Origin of the sequence: Hymenobacter sp. (genome assembly GCF_031398885.1) — a bacterium.
Lineage (GTDB): Bacteria > Bacteroidota > Bacteroidia > Cytophagales > Hymenobacteraceae > Hymenobacter.
Map to the genome: position 1 here is coordinate 12,961 of NZ_JANNOD010000036.1, position 19,292 is coordinate 32,252.

Here is a 19,292-nt window from a genome sequence, read left to right on the forward strand (position 1 = left end):
TGTGAAGAATATCCGCAACTTTTGCATCATTGCCCACATCGACCACGGCAAGAGCACGCTGGCCGACCGCCTGTTGGAGTTTACCAGCACCGTGGCCAAGCGCGACATGCAGGCCCAGCTGCTCGACAACATGGACCTGGAGCGCGAGCGCGGCATCACCATCAAGAGCCACGCCATCCAGATGCAGTTTCCCTACAAGGGGGAAATCTACACGCTGAACCTGATTGACACGCCCGGCCACGTCGATTTCAGCTACGAGGTGAGCCGCAGCATTGCGGCCTGCGAGGGCGCCCTGCTCATCGTGGACGCCTCGCAGGGCATCGAAGCCCAGACGATTTCCAACCTTTACCTGGCCATCGGGGCCGATTTGGAAATCATTCCGGTGCTCAACAAAATCGACCTGCCCCACGCCATGCCGGAGGAGGTGACCGATGAAATCGTGGACCTGATTGGCTGCAAGCCGCAGGACATCCTCCACGCCTCGGGCAAAACCGGCATCGGCATCGAAGCCATCCTGAACGCCATCTGCGACCGGATTCCGGCGCCCAAGGGCGACCCGCAGGCCCCGCTGCAAGCCCTAATTTTCGACTCGGTGTTCAACTCCTACCGCGGCATCGAAGTGCTGTTCCGCATCAAGAACGGCACCATGCGCAAGGGCGACAAGGTGAAGTTCATGGCCACGGGCAAGGAGTACGGGGCCGACGAAATCGGTATCCTGGGCCTGAACCAGGAGCCCCGCCAGGAGATGAGCGCCGGCAACGTGGGCTACCTCATCTCGGGCATCAAGGAAGCCCGCGAAGTGAAAGTGGGCGACACCATCACCCACGTGAGCCGGCCCACGCCGGACGCCATCCAGGGCTTCGCCGACGTGAAGCCGATGGTGTTTGCCGGCATTTACCCCGTCGAAACCACCGAGTACGAAGAGCTGCGCTCCAGCATGGAAAAGCTCCAGCTCAACGACGCCTCGCTGGTCTGGGAGCCCGAAACGAGCGTGGCGCTGGGCTTCGGCTTCCGCTGCGGCTTTCTGGGCATGTTGCACATGGAAATTGTGCAGGAGCGCCTGGAGCGGGAGTTCAACATGACCGTCATCACCACGGTGCCCAGCGTGCAGTTCCACGCCATCGGCACTAAAGACCAGCTGCTGACCATCAACGCGCCGTCGGAAATGCCGGAGCCCAACCTTATCAAGCTGATTGAGGAGCCGTTTATCAAGGCCCAGATTATCACGGCTTCGGACTACGTGGGGCCCATCATCACGCTGTGCATGGATAAGCGCGGCATCATCAAGGGCCAGTCCTACCTCACCTCGGAGCGGGTGGAAATGACGTTTGAGCTGCCGCTGTCCGAAATCGTGTTCGACTTCTTCGACAAGCTCAAAACCATCAGCCGCGGCTACGCCTCGCTCGACTACGAGCTGATTGGCTTCCGCGAGGCCGACATGGTGAAGCTCGACGTGATGCTGAACGGCGAGAAGGTGGACGCCCTCTCGGCCATTGTGCACCGCTCCAAGAGCTACGAGTGGGGCAAGCGCCTCTGCGAGAAGCTGCGGGAGCTGCTGCCCCGCCAGATGTTCGACATCGCCATTCAGGCCAGCATCGGCCAGAAAATCATCGCCCGCGAAACCGTGAAGGCCCTGCGCAAAAACGTCATTGCCAAGTGCTACGGCGGCGACATCAGCCGGAAGCGCAAGCTACTGGAGAAGCAGAAAGAAGGCAAGAAGCGGATGCGCTCCGTGGGCTCGGTGGAAATTCCGCAAGAAGCGTTCCTGGCAGTATTGAAAATTGACTGAGCAGCAAAAAGGCGGCCCCACCCGGGGCCGCCTTTTTGCTGCGTGCTTAGATTTCCAGTTTTAGTAGGCGGCTGAGGGAGCTACGTCGGAAGAAGCACCTTCTATCGGTCCTACATACTTCACTTCGTCAGAAAAGCCCCAAAGTGGAATGAAGATGATGCCCAGGAAGATGATTGCCAAATAATTGCCAATGCCCGTTTTCCCGTACGACTTTGCGAAGCTGACATACAAGGTGATGATAAAGTAAATGTTGACAAGCGGGATGAAAAGAAGGATGATTTTCCATCCTTCCCGGCCCACGATGTCCTGCATCACAATGGTGTTGTAAATCGGAATGATGGCGGCCCAGCCCGGCTTGCCAGCCTTGACAAAAAGCTTCCATAAACCGGCTACGACTAATGCGATGATGGCCAGCTCGATCAGAAAAAAGAAGCCGATACCGGCCGCTGAGGGTTGGGTTTCCATTGATGAAAGTGGTGAAAAGGTAAAATTGTGAGAATAGGCTTTGCGTTTGCTTCAGCCAAGATATTGACTTTTAAACCAATTTGAGCAACAGAATGCCCCAGCCTATGAATATTGATGCACCGCCCGCAACCCACCGCCTCATCGACGGCAAGCAAACCGCCGAAGATATCAAGGCCGAAATAGCGGCCGAGGTGGCTACTCTGAAAGCAGCGGGGGCCAAAGTTCCGCACCTGGCCGCCATCCTCGTGGGCCACGACGGCGGCTCGGAAACCTACGTGCGTAACAAGGTGCTGGCCTGCGAGCGGGTGGGTTTTGCCTCCACGCTGCTGCGCTACGAAGACGACATCAGCGAGGCCGCGCTGCTGGCCAAAGTAGACGAGTTGAACCGCGACCCGGAAATTGACGGCTTCATCGTGCAGCTCCCGTTGCCGGCCCACATCAACCCTGACAAGGTCATCGAAGCCATTCGGCCCGAGAAAGACGTGGACGGCTTTCATCCCATGAACATTGGCCGCATGGTGGCCGGGCTGCCGGCTTTGCTGCCCGCCACGCCCTCCGGCATCGTGGAGCTGCTGCGCCGCCAGGGCATTAAAACCAGCGGCAAGCACGCCGTGGTCATTGGCCGGTCCAACATTGTGGGCACGCCGGTTAGTATATTGCTGGCTAAGAATTTGGACACGGCCAACTGCACGGTTACTTTATGTCATTCGCGGACGCAGAACCTGGCCGAAATCTGCCGGACGGCCGACATTGTGGTCGCGGCCATTGGGCGGCCCGAGTTTGTGACGGCGGCCATGGTACGGCCCGGCGCGGTGGTGATTGACGTGGGCACTACCCGCGTGGCCGACGCGACCAAAAAAAGCGGCTACACCCTGAAAGGGGACGTGAATTTTGCCGAGGTGGCCCCGTTGGCTTCGGCCATTACCCCCGTGCCCGGGGGAGTGGGCCCCATGACCATTGCGATGTTATTACTGAATACGCTGCGGGCCGCCAAGGGGGAAATATATCCGCATTCGGCGGCTTGATTTTAGGAATATTTGGTTATTGTAGGGCCAAGCCGTACTTTTAATGTCCGGCATTGGGAACGGTGCTTCTTCTTGCCGGCGTTCGGGTAGCGGCGCTTCCCGGTGCTTTTATGTTATGATACCAGTGAGCTTACTTTCTCCCGAAATTATTGCATCCTCCCGGGCTGAGGCCGCGCCCGCAGCGGGCGCCCTGCTGCCCGTGATGGAGCAGTTCTACACCATTCAAGGCGAAGGGTACAACACCGGCCGCGCCGCGTACTTCATCCGGTTGGGGGGGTGTGACGTGGGCTGCCATTGGTGCGACGTCAAGGAATCGTGGGATGCCGCCGCGCACCCCCGGCAGTCGCTGGCGCAACTGGTCGAAGCCGTGCTTGCTTACCCCGGCCGCGACGTGGTCGTCACCGGCGGCGAGCCGTTGATGCACGACCTGGGCCCGCTCACGTCCGCGCTGCACGCGGCGGGGTGCCGCGCCTGGCTCGAAACCTCGGGCGCGCACCCGTTGTCGGGCACCTGGGACTGGGTGTGCGTGTCGCCCAAGAAGTTCAAGGCCCCACGGCCCGACGTGCTCGCCGCGGCCCACGAGTTGAAGGTGGTCGTGTTTAATGGCCACGATTTTGCTTGGGCCGAGGAACACGCGGCGTTGGTGCCGGCTTCGGCCCGCCTGTATTTGCAGCCCGAGTGGAGCCGCGCCGCCCGCATGACGCCCGAATTGGTGGAGTACGTAAAGCGGCACCCGCGGTGGCAGGTATCGCTGCAAACCCACAAATACCTCGACATTCCTTAGCTTTCCCTATGCGTTGCATGACCGTATTGGGGGCCCTGCGCCTCGGAATGATGTGGATGCTGTGGCTGGCCTCCATGGGGGAAGCGTGGAGCCAGCTTCCCGTCAAGGTCCCGACGCCCACCAACACCAAGGCCCGCAGCCTGCTGCAAAAAGCCCAGCTTCAGGTCAAGGAACGGGACTTCATCAAGGCCATTGAAACCTTGAATCAGCTGAACGAGAAGTTTCCGTCGTTTGGCGACGCGTACTTGCTGAAAGGGTCGCTGCTGAAGGCGGTGGGCGACAACCGCGGCGCCTTTGCTGCCTACCGCGACGGTCTGACGAAGGTGGCGCTCGATGCGTCCCACGCCTCGGAGTATCAGCTCTTGGGCGACCTCGCCCTCAGCTACGGCGAGTACCAAACCGCGCTCGACGCCTACCGGCGCTTGCTGAAGGTGGCCCCCAAAACGCAGCGCAACATGGCCAAATCGGAGCGGCAGCTCAAAACCTGCGAGTTTGCGCTCGAGGCCATCAAGCAGCCCGTGGGCGAGGCGCCGGTGCCGCTGGCCGCGCCCATGAACAGCTTCAAGTTTCAGTATTTCCCGGCCCTGACGGCAGACAACCGGTTCTTGCTGTTCACGGGCCGGCCGGCCGCCAGCAGCGGCGAGGACCTGTACATAAGCCGGCAGAACAAGGACGGCTCGTTGGGCGAGCCGGTGCCCATCTCGCCGGCCATTAATTCCAGCTACAACGAAGGGGCCGGCTCGATTTCGGGCGATGGCAAAACGCTGGTGTTCGCCTCCTGCGACCGGCCCAAGGCCATTGGCAACTGCGACCTGTACATTTCGCGCCGCACCGGCAACAACTGGAGCCCGCCCGTGAACCTGGGGGCCAACGTGAACTCCACCGAGTGGGATTCGCAGCCTTCGCTCTCGGCCGACGGGCGCACGCTGTACTTTACCTCGACGCGGCGCGGCGGCCAGGGACGAGAAGATATTTACGTGACGACCCTGCAGCCCGACGGCACTTGGACCGGGGCCAAAAACCTCGGCACGCCCGTAAATACCGTGGGCAAGGACATGGCGCCCTTCATCCACGCTAGCGGCACCACGCTGTACTACGTCACCGATGGGCTGGTGGGCATGGGCGGGCTCGACGTGTTTCGGTGCGAGAAAACCCCGGCCGCGACCTGGGGCGAACCGCGCAACCTGGGCTACCCGCTCAACACCTTCGAAGACGAAGCCTCGCTTTTTATCACCTCGGACAATCAAAAGGGTTTCTGCTCGCGCAGCCGGGCCACGGAGGAGCCGGCGGCCGGTTCCCGGCTGGTGCGCGAGCGGCCCGTGGAATTGTTCAGCTTCGCCGTGCCCCCGCCCGTGAAGGCCCGGGAAACCAGCACCTATACCCAGGGCCGGGTGTTTGACGCCAACACCAAAAAACCCCTGAAAGCCGAAGTCAAACTCTACGACCTCGACACCGACGTGCTGACCCAGTTCGTAATTTCCGACCCGGAATACGGCGACTACACCGTGGTGCTCAACGAAGGCCACCATTACGCCATGTACGCCGCGGCCGACAAGTACCTGCTCAAAAGCCTCAGCTTCGATTACTCGGACCAGCACACCTTCAACCCGCAGGCCCTGGACATTTACCTGGAGCCCGTGCGCGCTGGGCGCAGCGTGGTGCTGAATAACTTGTTTTTTGACACCAACAAGTACGACCTTAAGCCGCAGTCGCGCACCGAACTCAACCGCCTGATTGAGTTTTTGCGCCAGTACCGCGACGTGCAGATTGAGGTGTCGGGCTTCACCGATAACGTGGGCACCCCGGAAACCAACCTGCAACTGTCGCAGCGCCGGGCCCAATCGGTCGTTGAGTACTTGTCGGGGCACGGCATCTCCGTCAACCGGCTGCGCTCCAAAGGCTACGGCGAGGGCCGCCCGTTGGCTGCTAACGACACCGAACCGCACCGCCGGCTCAATCGGCGCATCGAGTTGCACATTCTCTAGTCGGAATTTGCTGGCACTCGCAGCCTTGGGGCTCCGCGGCCAGGTGAGCATTGCCCGGTTTTACCTAAAGTGAGGCTTTAAAAACGTGAAAATTTAATAGGATTTGTGCTCAAAAAAATATGGCTCGCCCGTTGGCGAGCTTTTTTTTTGCTTCATCACCGGGTTTTTTTAAAATCACGTTACTCGTTATCTGTGAGAGGTTTATACGCACCAAGAAAAATCAATTAATTAAAAAAATGACAAAAAGAATATTTTCCATTCAACAGAATATCCTGCTTACGTTTGAATCGGCCAAACCCTGAGGAATTGGTCATTCACTCATTTTTACCATCATTCCCCAACCCATGAAAAACCTGTTCTTGGCCACGTGCATTGCTGTGGGTGTGAGCGCGGCCCCGGCCGCTGTCGCGGGCCCTGGCGAAGGCGCTTACTCTCACGCCATGATGAGCCGCGCTACCACCCTCACCCGGGCCCTGGCGCATCGCATTCACTTCAACGAGGCTCAGTACCTGGCCGTGAAGCAGCTGCACCTGAACATGCTCACGGAGCGCCGCGACCTGGAAATCCTGCTCAACGGGGCCAGCGCCGAAGAGCGCGACAACCGCCTGGCGCTGGCCCAGGAGCGCTACGAAATTGAGCTCATCAACTTGCTCAAGCCCCAGCAGCTGGTGGCTTACCACAAGCTGCGCACCAACTTCACCGCGCACCGGTTGAAGTAGGAGCAGGGTGCTGGTTGTTCGTGTCTGGTTTCTGGTTAAAGCCGGGCGTTGAAGCCGAGCCAAAAAAATGCCCGAACCACGCGGATGGTTCGGGCAACTAGCAATCAGAAACGAACAACCAGAAACCCGTTTACCGGGCGCTGATGTCCTGGTAGTCGCGCTCCAGCTCGCCGGTGTAAATCTGGCGGGGGCGGCCAATGGGCTCTTTGTTTTCGCGCATTTCCCGCCATTGGGCAATCCAGCCGGGCAGGCGGCCCATGGCGAAAAGCACCGTGAACATCTCCGTGGGAATGCCCAGCGCCCGGTAGATAATGCCCGAGTAGAAGTCCACGTTCGGGTACAGCTTGCGTTCCACGAAGTACGGGTCGGTGAGGGCGGCCTGCTCCAGCTCGCCGGCAATTTTCAGCAGCGGGTCGTTGATACCCAGGGCTTTCAATACCTCGTCGGCGGCTACTTTGATGATTTTGGCGCGCGGGTCGAAGTTTTTGTACACCCGGTGGCCGAAGCCCATGAGGCGGAATGAGTCGTTCTTGTCCTTGGCCTTATCGACCCATTTCTGGGTGTTGCCACCGTCGGCCTGGATGGCCTCCAGCATTTCCACCACTTCCTGGTTGGCACCGCCGTGCAACGGGCCCCACAGGGCGTTGATGCCGGCCGACACCGAGCCGTAGAGGCTGGCGTTAGCCGAGCCCACGAGGCGCACGGTGCTGGTGGAGCAATTCTGCTCGTGGTCGGCGTGCAGGATGAGCAGCTTGTTGAGGGCACTCACCACCACGGGGTTCAGCTGGTACTTCTCGGTGGGGAAGCTGAACATCATGTACAGGAAGTTGCCGCAGTAGTCGAGGTCGTTGCGCGGGTAGATGAGCGGGTGGCCCACCGAGTTTTTGTAGCTCCAGGCGGCGATGGTCGAAATCTTGGCCATGAGGCGCACGATGTTCAAATCCAGCTCTTCCTTGCTGATTTCGGGGGCAATGCTCTTGGGGTAGAACGCCGTGAGCGAGCACACCAGCGACGACAAGATGCCCATGGGGTGCGCCGACGAGGGAAACCCGTCGAGAATCTTGCGGATGTCCTCGTGGATGAGGGTGTGCTGGGTGATGCGGTACTTGAAGTCGTCGAACTCGGCCTGGGTCGGCAACGCGCCGTAAATCAGCAGGTAAGCCACTTCCAGGAAGCTCGACTTCTCGGCCAGTTGCTCAATGGGGTAGCCGCGGTAGCGGAGGATGCCTTCTTCGCCGTCGAGGAAGGTGATGGCGCTTTTGGTGGCGCCGGTGTTCTTGTAGCCCGAGTCCAGGGTGACGTAGCCGGTTTGGTCGCGCAGCTTGCCGATGTCAAATGCCTTTTCGTGTTCGGTGCCTTCAATGACGGGCAAGCTAATGGATTTGCCGTCGAGGATAAGTTCAGCAGATTCTGCCATGGGCGGGAGGGATGAGAGAGAAATTCAACGCGAAACTAAGGCATAAGCCGCGAGCCGGGAAATTTCCCGGCCGTTGGCTTGGCCCTTATTACCCCGGAACGGGAGCGGAGGTTCGGGAAAAAACCGTGGGTCGGCCCCCATCCGTCACTTCCCAATGCAGAATTGGGTGAAAATGCTGGTCAGAAGGTCCTCGGAGGAAATCTCGCCGGTGATTTCTCCCAAAGCGGCCAGGGCGTGCCGCAGGTCGGCGGCCAGCAGCTCGGTGCCGCGGCCGGTGTCCAGGCCCGCTTGCACCGCCGCCAGGTGCGCCGCCGCCACTTCCAGGGCCCGCGCGTGGCGCACGCTGGTGACGATGGTGGCCGACGCCGTGTTTTCCAGCACCGAGCCCCGCACCTGGGCCAGCAAAGCCGTCTGCAGCTCCGGTAGGCCGTGGTTCTGGCCCGCCGCCAACAGCACCAGCGGCATCCCCGCCGCGGGGCCGGCGGTGGCGGCCCGAAACCCGGCTGCAAAAGCCGCCAGCGCGGCGGGGGTGGCCAGGTCGGTCTTGTTGCCGACGGCGAGCACGGGCAGCGCCAGCCCCGCGGTGAGTTCCTGGATTTCGGCCAGCACTTCGGGCGGGCTCATTTCGGTCAGGTCAAACAAGTAAAGCAGCAGCGCCGCTTGCCGCACCCGCTGCCGGGTCCGGCGTACGCCGATGGCTTCCACCTCGTCGGCGGGGTTGTCGCGCAGGCCGGCGGTGTCCACGAAGCGAAAGCGCAAGCCGTCGATGCTGATTTCGTCCTCAATAAAATCGCGCGTGGTGCCCGGAATGGCCGATACGATGGCGCGCTCCTCGCGCAGCAAGGCGTTGAGCAGCGTGGACTTGCCGGCGTTGGGCCGCCCGGCGATGACGGCCGTGATGCCGTTTTTGATAACGTTGCCGAGCTCGAAGGAGCGGAGCAGCCCGGCCACCACGCCGCGCACGTCGGCCAGCAGGCGGGCCAGCCCGGTGCGGTCGGCAAACTCCACGTCCTCTTCGCCAAAATCCAGCTCCAGCTCCAGCAGCGCGGCAAACGCGACGAGCCGGCCCCGCAGGTCGCGCAGCTCCTGGGAGAAGCCGCCGCGCAACTGGTTCAGCGCCACGCGGTGGCTCAGGGCCGAGTCGGCGGCGATGAGGTCGGCCACGGCTTCGGCCTGGGCCAGGTCCAGGGCCCCGCTCAGGAAGGCCCGCTTGGTGAACTCGCCCGCTTCGGCCAGGCGGGCGCCCTGGCGCAGCAGCAGGGCCAGCACCTGGCGCACCACGTAGTCGGAGCCGTGGCAGCTGATTTCCACGGTGTCTTCGCGGGTGAAGGAGCGCGGAGCGCGGTAGAGGGCCACCACCACTTCGTCCACGATTTCGCCAGTCGCGGGGTCGCGCAGGGCTCCGTAGTGCAGGGTGTGGCCGGGCTGGTTGGCCAGGTTTTTCTTGGAGAAAATGCCCGACGTAATTTCCACGGCGGCCGGGCCCGAGAGCCGGACCACCGCCAGCGCGCCCGCGCCCAGCGGCGTCGACAGCGCGGCAATGGTGTCCGAGAAAAGCGGGGTCATTGCGTTACAAACAAATTGCGGCTGACCTCGGCCGAGACCAAGGCGGTGCGCTCGTGGTTTATCCAGAGCTCAAAGGAGTTATCAAACGCTACCTTGTCCAGCACTTCAATGGCGGCGCCGAGCTGCAGGCCAACTTTATCCAGGTACTGAAGGAAGGGCGCGGAAGTGTTTTTGACGGCGGCCAGCGTGCCGCGCTCGCCCACGCCCAGGTCGGCCAATAGGCGATGCGCGGGGCGGCGCATGGCCCCGTCTTCGGCCGGAATGGGGTCGCCGTGCGGGTCGAGCGCCGGGTGGCCCAGGAAGGCATCGAGCCGGCGCATGAGCAGCGGCGACTGCACGTGCTCCAGCTCTTCGGCCACCTCGTGCACCTCGTCCCAATTGAAGCCCAGCTGCTGCACCAGAAATACCTCCCACAACCGGTGCTTGCGGATGGTGAGCAACGCCACCCGCTGGCCCTCGGCGGTGAGCTGCACGCCGCGGTAGCGCTCGTAGGCTAGTAGTCCCTTGTCGGCGAGCCGGCGCAGCATGTCCGTCACCGAAGCCGCCCGGGTGGCCAGGGCCGCGGCAATGCGGTTGGTGCTCACCCCCGCAGCATCCGGCTCGGCTTCGGCCAGCTTGTAGATGGCTTTAAGGTAATTTTCCTCGGTGTGGCTGGGCATGAATGGAATTAAAAATTAAAAATGAAGAATTAAAAATCAGGGTAAATGCGCGCATGACCCATTCCGGCCCCTATTTTTAATTTTTAATTCTCAATTTTTAATTATCGTGGCTACCATTTAATGAGCGCCGACGCCCAGGTGAAGCCGCTGCCAAAAGCGGCCAGGCACACCAGGTCGCCGCGCTTGATGCGGCCTTCCTGCACGGCTTCGCTCAAAGCAATGGGCACCGAGGCGGCGGTGGTGTTGCCGTAGCGCTGAATGTTGCTGAACACTTTGTCGTCGGTCAACCCCATCTTGTGCTGCACGAACTGAGTGATGCGCAGGTTGGCCTGGTGCGGGATGAGCAGGTCGAGGTCGGCAGGCTGGTAGCCGTTCTGGTCGAGGGCTTCCTTGATGACCTGCGGGAAGCGCACCACGGCGTGCTTGAACACGTTCTGGCCGTTCATGTACGGGTAGAGGTCCTGCTCGTTTTCCATCATGCGCTGGTTGCGGTTGTCGCGGTTCGAGCTGGGCTCTTTCACGATGAGCTCCTCGGCGTAATCACCCTGCGCGTACAAGTGCGTGCTCAGGAGGCCCTGGCCTTCCGCCGGGGCGGGCCGCAGAACCACCGCGCCGGCGCCATCGCCGAAAATGACCGAGACGCCCCGGCCGTTGGGGGACTTGTCGAGGCCGGAAGAGTGGATTTCGGAGCCCACCACCAGCACGGTGTCGTACATGCCGGTGCGCACAAATTGGTCGGCCACCGACAGGGAGTAGATGAAGCCGGAGCATTGGTTGCGCACGTCCAGGGCCGGGGCGTTGTTGGTCATGCCCAGCTCGCGCTGCAGCAGCACGCCGGAGCCAGGGAAGAAATAGTCGGGCGAGAGCGTGGCAAACACAATCAGCTGCACGTCGTTGGGCGCGACGCCCGCCATGTCCAGGGCCCGGCGGGCGGCGTGGGCGCCCATGTTGGCCGTGGTGTCCTTGCCTTCCTCAAACCAGCGCCGCTCCTGAATACCGGTACGCTCCTGAATCCAGGCGTCGGAGGTGTTCATCATCGGCTCCAGTTCGGCGTTTGTCACAACCCGGCTCGGGACGTAATGGCCGACTCCGGCGATGTAAGAATGACGTAAAGTTGCCATGAACTGAGGAGGGATGAGGAATACGTGATGAGAAAAACCGACTTTGCTATTGATGCTTTGATTTCACGCCAGGCCGCGTAGTTGGCGTAAAATGGGCGCAAAGGTGGCAGGTTAAATGAGAGAATCCAGAAAAAGCCACAATTTTTTACCCTCGGTCGACCACCGCGCATCGGCGGGCGCCCCGGCCGGGTAGAAGACGCGGTGTTGCAGCGCCGACGCCAGCGCGGGGCCGTCAACCGGTCGGCCAAAGTCTACTTGCAGGCCGGCGCCATGCTGGCGCAGCGAGTCGTTCCACAGCGCATTGGGGGAGGAGATGATGGGCAGGCCGTGCGCCAGGTACTCAAACAGCTTGGTGGGCCGGCAGCGTTCCGTGCTGGGGTGGGGCCGGTAGGGCAGCAGGCCCGCGTGGCTGCGGCCAATTTCGGCCACGATGCGCGCGTGGGGCACGGGTTCGGCGCCGCCCACCAAGGTCAGCCCCGCAGGATTTTGGGCCACTGCTTCCTGAATCTTTCGGAGCAAGGCTGGCTGCTGGCAATAGCCCACGATGGCCAGGTGCGCCCCGGCGGGCCACGCACGACTCATTTGGGCGGCGAAGGCAATGGCTTCCCCCACGCCGTTGAGCTCCGAAATGGTGCCGGAATACAGCAGCCGCAGCGGCGCGGTGGGCGCCGGCCGGGGGGGCGGCAGGGGCGCTTCACCCGGGGCGGGGTGGTACTTGTTTTCGAGGACGACGAGGCGGCCCGCCGGCACCGCGCCCAAGAAGGGCAGCTCCACCCGGTAGCTCGCTTCGGCCAGAATGATTCCGGCGGCCCGGTGGGCCGCCCGGGTTTCGACCCAGCGCAGCCCGCTGGCCAAGCCGCGGCGCACCAGCCCGCGGTACACGCGTTGGGTCGACACGTTCAGGGCATAATTCTCCCGGACATCGTAAACGAAGCTGCGGCCGCGGCCCAAGCGCTGCCAGAGTACGGTGAGCGGCAGCAGCTCCGGCGCGTGCACGATGACCAGCCCCGGGGCCACTCGCCGCAGCAGCCGCCAGTAGCGCCACTGCGCCGCCAGCCGGCCCAGGCTGAGCCGCGACCCCGCAAAAATGGGGTGCAGGAAAATTCGTGGGTGGCCGGCAGCGGTTGCGGAACGGAGGCTGGCCACCGCGTCCCGGCCGGCCACGTGGACCTGCGTATGGGGGCGCTCCAACAAGGTTTCGGCAAACTTTCCCCGCATGCGGGTATCGTCAACCGGTTTCAATACGGAAGCCAGCAGCACCACCAAACGAGAAGAATCGGGTCCGAGCACGGGCCAAAGATGCTAGTTTTGCGGCTGCTAAGAAGCCCCGGCATTCTCCGGCGGCTTTCGCAGTTGCTTACCTCGCACCCCCATGTCCGACCTCCAAACCCTGATTGAGCAAGCCTGGGCCGACCGTGCCCTGCTCCAACACCCCGACACCGTGGCCGCCATTGCGCACGTTATTGAAGAGCTGGACAAGGGCCGGCTGCGCGTGGCCGAGCCCACCGCCGACGGCCAAGACTGGCTGGTGAACGACTGGGTGAAGAAAGCCGTCATCCTGTACTTTCCCTTGCAGCAGATGCAGACCCAGGCCGTGGGTCCCTTCGAGTACCACGATAAAATGCGCCTCAAAACCGACTACGCCGGCCAGCAAGTGCGCGTAGTGCCGCCCGCCACGGCCCGCTACGGCGCTTTTCTGGCTCCCGGCGTTATCCTCATGCCCAGCTACGTGAACATCGGCGCCCACGTGGGCGAGGGCACGATGGTCGACACCTGGGCCACCGTGGGCTCGTGCGCGCAAGTGGGCAAGGGCGTGCACCTGAGCGGCGGCGTGGGCCTGGGCGGCGTGCTGGAGCCCGTGCAGGCAGCCCCGGTCATCATCGAAGACGGCGCCTTCATTGGCTCCCGCAGCATTTTGGTGGAAGGCTGCCGCATCGGCAAGGAGGCCGTAATTGGCGCGGGCGTTACCATCACGGGCAGCACCAAAATCATCGACGTGACGGGCCCCGAGCCCAGGGAGTACCGCGGTTACGTGCCGCCGCGCTCGGTGGTAATTCCTGGCTCCATCCCCAAGCAGTTCCCGGCCGGCGAGTACCAGGTGCCGTGCGCCCTCATCATTGGCCAACGCAAACCGAGCACCGATTTGAAAACGTCATTGAACGACGCCTTGCGGGACTTCGGGGTGTCTGTCTGAACCGCGGATTGGTCGGAATCCCCTGATTTCAGGGATTATTACCCCATCCCATGAGCCAGCAGCCTGTCCGGGGCGTACTCGCTTCGTAAAAAAAGCCGCTCACACGAGCGGCTTTTCTTGTTTTGACTACTCTTCGTCAATCGTTACCAAAATCCGGGGACTCCGACCAATCCGCGGCTCAGACCCCCGCCTTCAGTTTCTCGCCGAACAGGGCTTTCACCTTGTCGACTTTGGGCCGAGCCACAAACTGGCAGTAGGGCTCGTGGCCGTGCAGGTTGAAGTAGTTCTGGTGGTAGTTTTCGGCCGGATAGAATTCCGGCGCGGCCGTGATTTCCGTGACCACGGGGTCGGGGAAAGCGCGGCCTTCGTTGAGCTTCTGCTTGTACTGCTCGGCCAGCTGCTTCTGCTCGTCGCTGTGATAATAAATCACCGAACGGTACTGGGTACCGGCGTCGGCCCCCTGGCGGTTGAGGGTGGTGGGGTCGTGGGTTTTCCAGAAAATTTCCAGCAGCTCTTTGTAGCTGATTACGCCCGGGTCAAACGTAATTTCGATGACTTCGGCGTGGCCCGTCAGGCCGCTGCATACCTCTTTGTAGGTAGGGTTTTTATTGCGGCCCCCGGCATAGCCGGAAACCACTTTTTCAACGCCTTTTAAATTCTGAAATACGGCTTCGACGCACCAAAAGCAGCCGGCTCCGAATGTTGCTAATTCCATAAAATAGGGAGAATGTTTGTCGGGAATAAATTACAACGCGTTAGACGCCGCGCGGGTTATTTCCTTACATCGGATTTTGGAAAAGGAAAGCCCCGCCGCGCCGGCCGAAGTTCCCGTACCGCTTGCCCAACTACGCGGTACGGGAACTTCGGCCGGCGCGGCGGGGCGCTTTGCCCTACCGCCGGAACCGCTCGGCTACCACCAGCTCCTTCGAGCCGGGGGCGTACTGATAAAAGCCTTCGCCGGACTTCGCGCCCAGGCGGCCGGCCATCACCATGTTTACCAGCAGGGGGCAAGGGGCGTATTTAGGGTTGCCCAGGCCCTCGTGCAGCACCCGCAAAATGGCCAGGCACACGTCGAGGCCGATGAAGTCGGCCAGTTGCAGCGGGCCCATGGGGTGGGCCATGCCCAGCTTCATCACCGTGTCAATCTCTTCCACGCCGGCCACGCCCTCGAACAGCGCAATGATGGCCTCGTTAATCATGGGCATCAGAATGCGGTTGGCCACGAAACCGGGGTAGTCGTTCACCTCGGTGGGGATTTTGCCCAGTTGGCGCGCCAGGTCCATCACCCGCGCCGTCACGGCATCGGAGGTGGCGTAGCCGCGAATCACCTCCACCAGCTTCATCACCGGCACGGGGTTCATGAAGTGCATGCCAATCACCTGCTGCGGACGCTTGGTTACGGCCGCAATCTTGGTGATGGAGATGGAAGACGTATTGGATGCCAGGATGGCGTCGGCGGGGGCGTACTGGTCCAGGTCGCGGAAAATCTGGAGCTTCAGGTCCACGTTTTCGGTGGCAGCTTCCACCACCAGGGCCGCGCCCGCCACGCCGGCTTCGAGCGAGGTGAAGGTATGCAACCGGCCCAGGGTGGCAGCCTTGTCGTCTTCACTCAGGCTGGCTTTGGCTACCTGGCGGTCCAGGTTTTTGGTGATGGTGCCCACGGCGCGGTCCAAGGCCGGCTGGCTGATATCGATGAGGGCGACAGCAAAACCGTGCTGCGCAAACACGTGGGCAATGCCATTGCCCATGGTGCCGGAGCCAATAACGGCGACGTTCATATACAAGCGGGAAAAAGGGGAGAGGGAAGAAAAAAAGCGGCCAGGGACCGCCCGGACAAAGCTACTGCCCCACCACCAACTTGCGTTTTTGTTTGCCCGCCGCCCGACTATTTCCAGATAATTATATCCTTTTACCGGAGGCCGCGTACAATGCCGCAAAAGCCTTCCCCCTTTTCTTTCACCCCTTCTTTTCATCTTTCGTCATGGGCAATCTCCTTTACATTATCGCCGTCGTCCTCATCATCATCTGGCTCGCTGGCTTCATCGGCTTCAACAGCTTTGGGATGGGAAACATCATCCACGTCCTGCTGGTCATTGCCATCATCGCCGTGCTTCTGCGTGTAATCAGCGGCCGGAATCCTGTGTAATAGCTCAAAACCGAGTCAGTAGAAAGCACAAAAAAGCCGCTTCAGATATGGAGCGGCTTTTTTGTGTGCAAGCAGTCTCAATAGCTTACTTCCCGATGTTAAACAGAAAGCTAAATCGCAGAACAAATCCGGGATACAACGAATAGAGTGAGCTATTAAAATTGTAAAGACCAACTATATCAACGGCCGCGTTTTCGCCCACGTAAGACCGATACCCGATGCCACCAAGTGCGGTTGTCACCGTTTTGTTTTGTTTGTAGAAGTATAAATTGTCATCCCGGTAAGGCAACTGAGCGTTGGTTACCTCGTATTCAGCGTGTACAAAAAACTCCTTGTATACGATGTACTGCGCAAAAGCTTTGACGCCGATGCTGCTGGTAGAAAGATTGTTGGAGCCACTTGGGGTCAAGCTGCCATTCGGACTTGGGTAGGGAAAGCCGTATATATTAATAAAATTTTCTTGCGACAACGAGAAGTTGCTGTAGGCATAAGAAATTCCCGGCCCGATTGCGAACTTGTCAGTGAGCCGAAACCCCAACGCCGGCGCTGCACTCACGTTGAACTGAGCCAGGTCACTGGAAGTGTACCCAAGCCCAAAATTCGTGTAGATGAATTTCTTTTTTTGCGGCTGGTCGGCCTTGCTGCCCGTTCCCGGCCCGGTGCGACTCGGGAAATTGAGTCCCGAGGGGCTGTCGGGAGTGGGTTGAGGTGTTGGCTGCGCCGCGGGGGAGTCCGGGGCGGGGCGGGGCGCAGTTGGTTCCACGGCGGGCGCGGGCGTCTGTGCCGGCGCCGGCTCGGGACGCGGCGCGGCCGGCGGTGGGCCGGGAGGAGCCGAATTCAGCACGGGCTTGTCCTGCGCCAGGGCACGGTGGGCGGGCAGGCTGGCAACGCCCACGAGCAACAGCAACGGAAGCAGACGACGTTTCATGGGGATAAATGAGTAAGGAAAACGGAAAGCAGCGGGGTGAGGTGAAAGCGCCCGCGAAGGAAATTTATTGTTCCGCAACTTGCCTGCGCGGCGCTAAGCCATTTTGTACATCTTCTGGCGCTGCGATTTTAGCGTTTCGTCGGCCAGGTATTCTTCGTAGTTCATGCGGCGGTCCAGGATGCCGTCGGGCGTGAGTTCGATGATGCGGTTGGCCACGGTTTCGATGAATTGCAGGTCGTGCGAAGCAAACAGGAGGGAGCCGGGGTAGTCGCGCAGGGCATTGTTCAGCGCCGTGATGCTTTCCAGGTCCAAATGGTTGGTCGGGTCATCGAGCACCAGCACGTTGCCGCTCTGCAGCATCATCTTCGAGAGCATGCAGCGCACTTTTTCGCCCCCGCTCAGGACGTTGCTTTTCTTCTGGGACTCTTCGCCCGAAAACAGCATCCGGCCCAGAAAACCGCGGATGAAGCTTTCGTCCTTTTCCTCGGAGTATTGACGCAACCAGTCGACAAGGTTTAATTCGCCCGAACTAAAAAAGTCGTTATTCTCCTTTGGAAAATAGCTCGGCGTGATGGTTGTGCCCCACTTAAGCTCGCCGGTGGCCGGGGTGGCTTCGCCAAACAAAATGTCGAACATGAGGGAAGCGGCGCGGTCGTCGCGCCCCACAATGGCCACCTTGTCCTTCTTGTCGAGCGTGAAGCTCACGTTTTTGAACACCGTCTGCCCGTCGACCCGGGCGCTCAGGTTCTCCACGCTCAGCAGTTGGTTGCCGGGCTCGCGCTCCGATTTAAAGGCGATGTAGGGGTAGCGGCGCGAGCTGGGCTTGATGTCTTCCAGGGTGAGCTTCTGGAGCAGTTTCTGGCGGCTGGTGGCCTGCTTGCTCTTGCTGGCGTTGGCCGAAAAACGACGCACAAATTCTTCAAGCTCTTTGCGGCGGTCTTCGGTTTTCTTGTTGGCATCCTGGCGCTGGCGCAGCACCAACTGGCTGCTCTCGTACCAGAACGAGTAATTGCCGGGGTACATCGTGATTTTGCCGAAGTCCAGGTCGGCCATGTAGTTGCACACCGCGTCCAGGAAGTGGCGGTCGTGGCTCACCACAATCACCGTGTTCTGGAAGCCGTCGAGAAAATTTTCGAGCCAGAGCACGCTCTCGGCGTCCAGGTTGTTGGTCGGCTCGTCGAGCAGCAGCACGTCGGGGTTGCCGAACAGGGCCTGGGCCAGCAGCACGCGCACTTTTTCGCTGGCGCCGAGGTCGGCCATCAGCGCGTGGTGCTTGTCTTCGACAATGCCGAGGCCGGAAAGCAGCTCGGCGGCTTCGTATTCGGCGTTCCAGCCCTCCAGGTCGGCAAATTCCCCTTCCAGCACGGCGGCGCGCTCACCGTCGGCGTCGCTGAAGTCGGCCTTGGCGTAGAGGGCGTCCTTCTCGGTCATCACCGCGAACAGGCGCTGGTGGCCCTGAATCACGGTTTGCAGCACGGGCTGGTCGTCGTAAGCAAACTGGTTCTGCTTGAGCACGGCCAGGCGCTGGCCGGCGGGCATTTCCACCGAGCCGGTGTTGGGCTCCAGCTCGCCGGAGAGAATCTTCAGAAAGGTGGACTTGCCCGCGCCGTTGGCGCCGATGAGGCCGTAGCAGTTGCCGGGCAGAAACTTGGCGGTAACGTCTTCAAACAGGATGCGCTTGCCGTAGCGCAGGCTTACGTTGGTGGTGGAAATCATTCAGTCAATAAATAGTAGCGGTAGCTCCCGAACCCCGCGCACCCATGCGCGGCAGGGCGCAAAATTACGCAACAGGACCCGGGCCCAAGCCGGGGCCAGCAAAGCAGTGGTCCGGTTGGGCCGAAATAACTAACTAGCAGTCAAATTAGTGCCCGCTGCCGCTGCCGGCGGGTGCGCGGCTTCCGTAAAAAAAAGCCCTTCTCATAACTTCTGAAGCCGAAAACGAGTATAAAAACGCGACTGCTGGCAACGCCGGCCTTTCTCCACCCATATTTAGTTTCCCCGGTCATGGCCGACACGCAACTTACTTCTGAATCCAACGGCATTCGCACGGGCCTGCTCACCGCGGCTGTCCTGATAGTGTATACCGGCATTGCCGCCCTGGCCGGCTTTCTTGATAAAATCGAGGCCGGCACCCTTGACGTCGTCATCTTGGCCGGGGGCGTGGTGTTCGCCATCATGCGCATGAAGCGGGCGCGCGGCAACCGGCTTTCGTACTTCCAGGGGTTCAGCACGGGCATTGTCACGGCCCTCACGGCATCGGTGCTGCTGGGCGCATTCTTTTGGCTTTTGGGCAGCATCAGCAAGTCGGCAGTGCAGCAAATTGAAGCCCGCGACTTATTCGGGGCGGACCTGGGCGTGCTCATCGGCGGCCTCGGCATCATTCTTCTGGGCACCATGACGGGGGTCATCACCTCCCTCATCGCCATGCAGTACTTCAAAAGCCCCGACCATCAGCCCATAACCAGCCTGGACTAGTTTTTCCAGGGGGTAATGA

Annotated in this window: 18 protein-coding genes; 8 read left to right on the forward strand and 10 right to left on the reverse strand. The window is 61.0% G+C overall.

The features are described 5' to 3' along the window. Window position 1: 1 nt before the first annotated feature. A complete protein-coding gene (gene lepA, locus RMO51_RS05965; RefSeq protein WP_310392917.1) occupies window positions 2-1,789 on the forward strand; it encodes a translation elongation factor 4 in 1,788 nt (595 codons plus the stop codon). 60 nt (window positions 1,790-1,849) lie between these two features. Here the strand turns inward: lepA and RMO51_RS05970 are convergent, their stop codons facing one another. Next, window positions 1,850-2,254: a DUF5684 domain-containing protein gene (locus RMO51_RS05970; protein WP_310392918.1), complete on the reverse strand. Its 405-nt coding sequence runs from the start codon at window positions 2,252-2,254 to the stop codon at window positions 1,850-1,852. 104 nt (window positions 2,255-2,358) lie between these two features. On the opposite strand from RMO51_RS05970, the gene RMO51_RS05975 reads away from it, so the two are divergent. From RMO51_RS05975 to RMO51_RS05990, 4 genes are all read left to right on the forward strand, one after another. Continuing rightward, a complete protein-coding gene (locus RMO51_RS05975) occupies window positions 2,359-3,279 on the forward strand; it encodes a tetrahydrofolate dehydrogenase/cyclohydrolase catalytic domain-containing protein (RefSeq protein ID WP_310392920.1) in 921 nt (306 codons plus the stop codon). 202 nt (window positions 3,280-3,481) lie between these two features. Continuing rightward, a complete protein-coding gene (locus RMO51_RS05980) occupies window positions 3,482-4,063 on the forward strand; it encodes a 7-carboxy-7-deazaguanine synthase QueE (RefSeq protein WP_310392984.1) in 582 nt (193 codons plus the stop codon). Window positions 4,064-4,080: 17 nt separating this feature from the next. Further along, window positions 4,081-6,048 carry an OmpA family protein gene (locus RMO51_RS05985; protein WP_310392923.1) on the forward strand — a complete coding sequence of 656 codons (1,968 nt, stop codon included), beginning with the start codon at window positions 4,081-4,083 and terminating at the stop codon, window positions 6,046-6,048. A gap of 344 nt (window positions 6,049-6,392) precedes the next feature. Beyond that, window positions 6,393-6,767 (forward strand): hypothetical protein, encoded by a 375-nt coding sequence (locus RMO51_RS05990; protein ID WP_310392925.1) that lies wholly within the window; start codon window positions 6,393-6,395, stop codon window positions 6,765-6,767. Between the two features lie 130 nt (window positions 6,768-6,897). On the opposite strand, the gene RMO51_RS05995 is transcribed toward RMO51_RS05990, so the two are convergent. The 5 genes from RMO51_RS05995 to RMO51_RS06015 form a co-directional block, all read right to left on the reverse strand. After that, the gene (locus RMO51_RS05995; RefSeq protein ID WP_310392927.1) at window positions 6,898-8,184 is read right to left on the reverse strand and encodes a citrate synthase; all 1,287 of its coding nucleotides are present in this window, start codon (window positions 8,182-8,184) and stop codon (window positions 6,898-6,900) included. 144 nt (window positions 8,185-8,328) lie between these two features. Next, entirely contained in the window at window positions 8,329-9,750 is a 1,422-nt protein-coding gene (gene mnmE / locus RMO51_RS06000) for a tRNA uridine-5-carboxymethylaminomethyl(34) synthesis GTPase MnmE (RefSeq protein WP_310392929.1), read from the reverse strand. Beyond that, entirely contained in the window at window positions 9,747-10,409 is a 663-nt protein-coding gene (locus RMO51_RS06005; RefSeq protein ID WP_310392930.1) for a metal-dependent transcriptional regulator, read from the reverse strand. Before RMO51_RS06005 ends, mnmE begins: the two co-directional genes overlap by 4 nt. Window positions 10,410-10,519: 110 nt before the next feature. Continuing rightward, the gene (locus tag RMO51_RS06010) at window positions 10,520-11,530 is read right to left on the reverse strand and encodes a beta-ketoacyl-ACP synthase III (protein WP_310392932.1); all 1,011 of its coding nucleotides are present in this window, start codon (window positions 11,528-11,530) and stop codon (window positions 10,520-10,522) included. Window positions 11,531-11,641: 111 nt separating this feature from the next. Then, window positions 11,642-12,820: a glycosyltransferase gene (locus tag RMO51_RS06015; RefSeq protein ID WP_310392934.1), complete on the reverse strand. Its 1,179-nt coding sequence runs from the start codon at window positions 12,818-12,820 to the stop codon at window positions 11,642-11,644. Window positions 12,821-12,902: 82 nt separating this feature from the next. On the opposite strand from RMO51_RS06015, the gene RMO51_RS06020 reads away from it, so the two are divergent. After that, window positions 12,903-13,724 carry a 2,3,4,5-tetrahydropyridine-2,6-dicarboxylate N-succinyltransferase gene (locus RMO51_RS06020; RefSeq protein ID WP_310392935.1) on the forward strand — a complete coding sequence of 274 codons (822 nt, stop codon included), beginning with the start codon at window positions 12,903-12,905 and terminating at the stop codon, window positions 13,722-13,724. Window positions 13,725-13,902: 178 nt separating this feature from the next. Here the strand turns inward: RMO51_RS06020 and msrA are convergent, their stop codons facing one another. Together msrA and RMO51_RS06030 are read right to left on the reverse strand one after the other, a co-directional pair. Continuing rightward, window positions 13,903-14,439, reverse strand: coding sequence for a peptide-methionine (S)-S-oxide reductase MsrA (msrA, locus tag RMO51_RS06025; protein ID WP_310392937.1), 537 nt, complete (start codon window positions 14,437-14,439; stop codon window positions 13,903-13,905). A 175-nt stretch (window positions 14,440-14,614) separates the two neighbouring features. Then, window positions 14,615-15,502, reverse strand: coding sequence for a 3-hydroxybutyryl-CoA dehydrogenase (locus tag RMO51_RS06030; RefSeq protein ID WP_310392939.1), 888 nt, complete (start codon window positions 15,500-15,502; stop codon window positions 14,615-14,617). A gap of 203 nt (window positions 15,503-15,705) precedes the next feature. Between RMO51_RS06030 and RMO51_RS06035 the strand changes: the two genes are divergently transcribed. After that, window positions 15,706-15,870, forward strand: a complete 165-nt coding sequence (locus RMO51_RS06035; protein ID WP_310392986.1) for a lmo0937 family membrane protein — start codon at window positions 15,706-15,708, stop codon at window positions 15,868-15,870. Window positions 15,871-15,955: 85 nt separating this feature from the next. Here RMO51_RS06035 and RMO51_RS06040 read toward each other — a convergent pair whose 3' ends face one another. Both RMO51_RS06040 and RMO51_RS06045 read right to left on the reverse strand, forming a co-directional pair. Beyond that, window positions 15,956-16,798, reverse strand: a complete 843-nt coding sequence (locus tag RMO51_RS06040) for a hypothetical protein (protein WP_310392941.1) — start codon at window positions 16,796-16,798, stop codon at window positions 15,956-15,958. A gap of 93 nt (window positions 16,799-16,891) precedes the next feature. Then, window positions 16,892-18,514, reverse strand: a complete 1,623-nt coding sequence (locus tag RMO51_RS06045; protein ID WP_310392943.1) for an ATP-binding cassette domain-containing protein — start codon at window positions 18,512-18,514, stop codon at window positions 16,892-16,894. A 288-nt stretch (window positions 18,515-18,802) separates the two neighbouring features. Here RMO51_RS06045 and RMO51_RS06050 point away from each other — a divergent pair, with 288 nt between their 5' ends. Further along, window positions 18,803-19,273: a DUF4199 domain-containing protein gene (locus RMO51_RS06050; protein WP_310392944.1), complete on the forward strand. Its 471-nt coding sequence runs from the start codon at window positions 18,803-18,805 to the stop codon at window positions 19,271-19,273. The last annotated feature ends 19 nt before the right edge of the window (window positions 19,274-19,292 follow it).

Bases quoted from the DNA above. Each gene is read 5' to 3' on its own strand.
- RMO51_RS06045 (WP_310392943.1), bottom strand. From the start codon at position 18,514: ATGATTTCCACCACCAACGTAAGCCTGCGCTACGGCAAGCGCATCCTG.
- RMO51_RS06030 (WP_310392939.1), bottom strand. From the start codon at position 15,502: ATGAACGTCGCCGTTATTGGCTCCGGCACCATGGGCAATGGCATTGCC.
- msrA (WP_310392937.1), bottom strand. From the start codon at position 14,439: ATGGAATTAGCAACATTCGGAGCCGGCTGCTTTTGGTGCGTCGAAGCC.
- mnmE (WP_310392929.1), bottom strand. From the start codon at position 9,750: ATGACCCCGCTTTTCTCGGACACCATTGCCGCGCTGTCGACGCCGCTG.
- RMO51_RS05985 (WP_310392923.1), top strand. From the start codon at position 4,081: ATGACCGTATTGGGGGCCCTGCGCCTCGGAATGATGTGGATGCTGTGG.
- RMO51_RS06005 (WP_310392930.1), bottom strand. From the start codon at position 10,409: ATGCCCAGCCACACCGAGGAAAATTACCTTAAAGCCATCTACAAGCTG.
- RMO51_RS06050 (WP_310392944.1), top strand. From the start codon at position 18,803: ATGGCCGACACGCAACTTACTTCTGAATCCAACGGCATTCGCACGGGC.
- RMO51_RS06040 (WP_310392941.1), bottom strand. From the start codon at position 16,798: ATGAAACGTCGTCTGCTTCCGTTGCTGTTGCTCGTGGGCGTTGCCAGC.
- RMO51_RS06020 (WP_310392935.1), top strand. From the start codon at position 12,903: ATGTCCGACCTCCAAACCCTGATTGAGCAAGCCTGGGCCGACCGTGCC.
- RMO51_RS05980 (WP_310392984.1), top strand. From the start codon at position 3,482: ATGGAGCAGTTCTACACCATTCAAGGCGAAGGGTACAACACCGGCCGC.
- RMO51_RS05990 (WP_310392925.1), top strand. From the start codon at position 6,393: ATGAAAAACCTGTTCTTGGCCACGTGCATTGCTGTGGGTGTGAGCGCG.
- RMO51_RS05970 (WP_310392918.1), bottom strand. From the start codon at position 2,254: ATGGAAACCCAACCCTCAGCGGCCGGTATCGGCTTCTTTTTTCTGATC.
- RMO51_RS05975 (WP_310392920.1), top strand. From the start codon at position 2,359: ATGAATATTGATGCACCGCCCGCAACCCACCGCCTCATCGACGGCAAG.
- RMO51_RS06010 (WP_310392932.1), bottom strand. From the start codon at position 11,530: ATGGCAACTTTACGTCATTCTTACATCGCCGGAGTCGGCCATTACGTC.
- RMO51_RS05995 (WP_310392927.1), bottom strand. From the start codon at position 8,184: ATGGCAGAATCTGCTGAACTTATCCTCGACGGCAAATCCATTAGCTTG.
- RMO51_RS06035 (WP_310392986.1), top strand. From the start codon at position 15,706: ATGGGCAATCTCCTTTACATTATCGCCGTCGTCCTCATCATCATCTGG.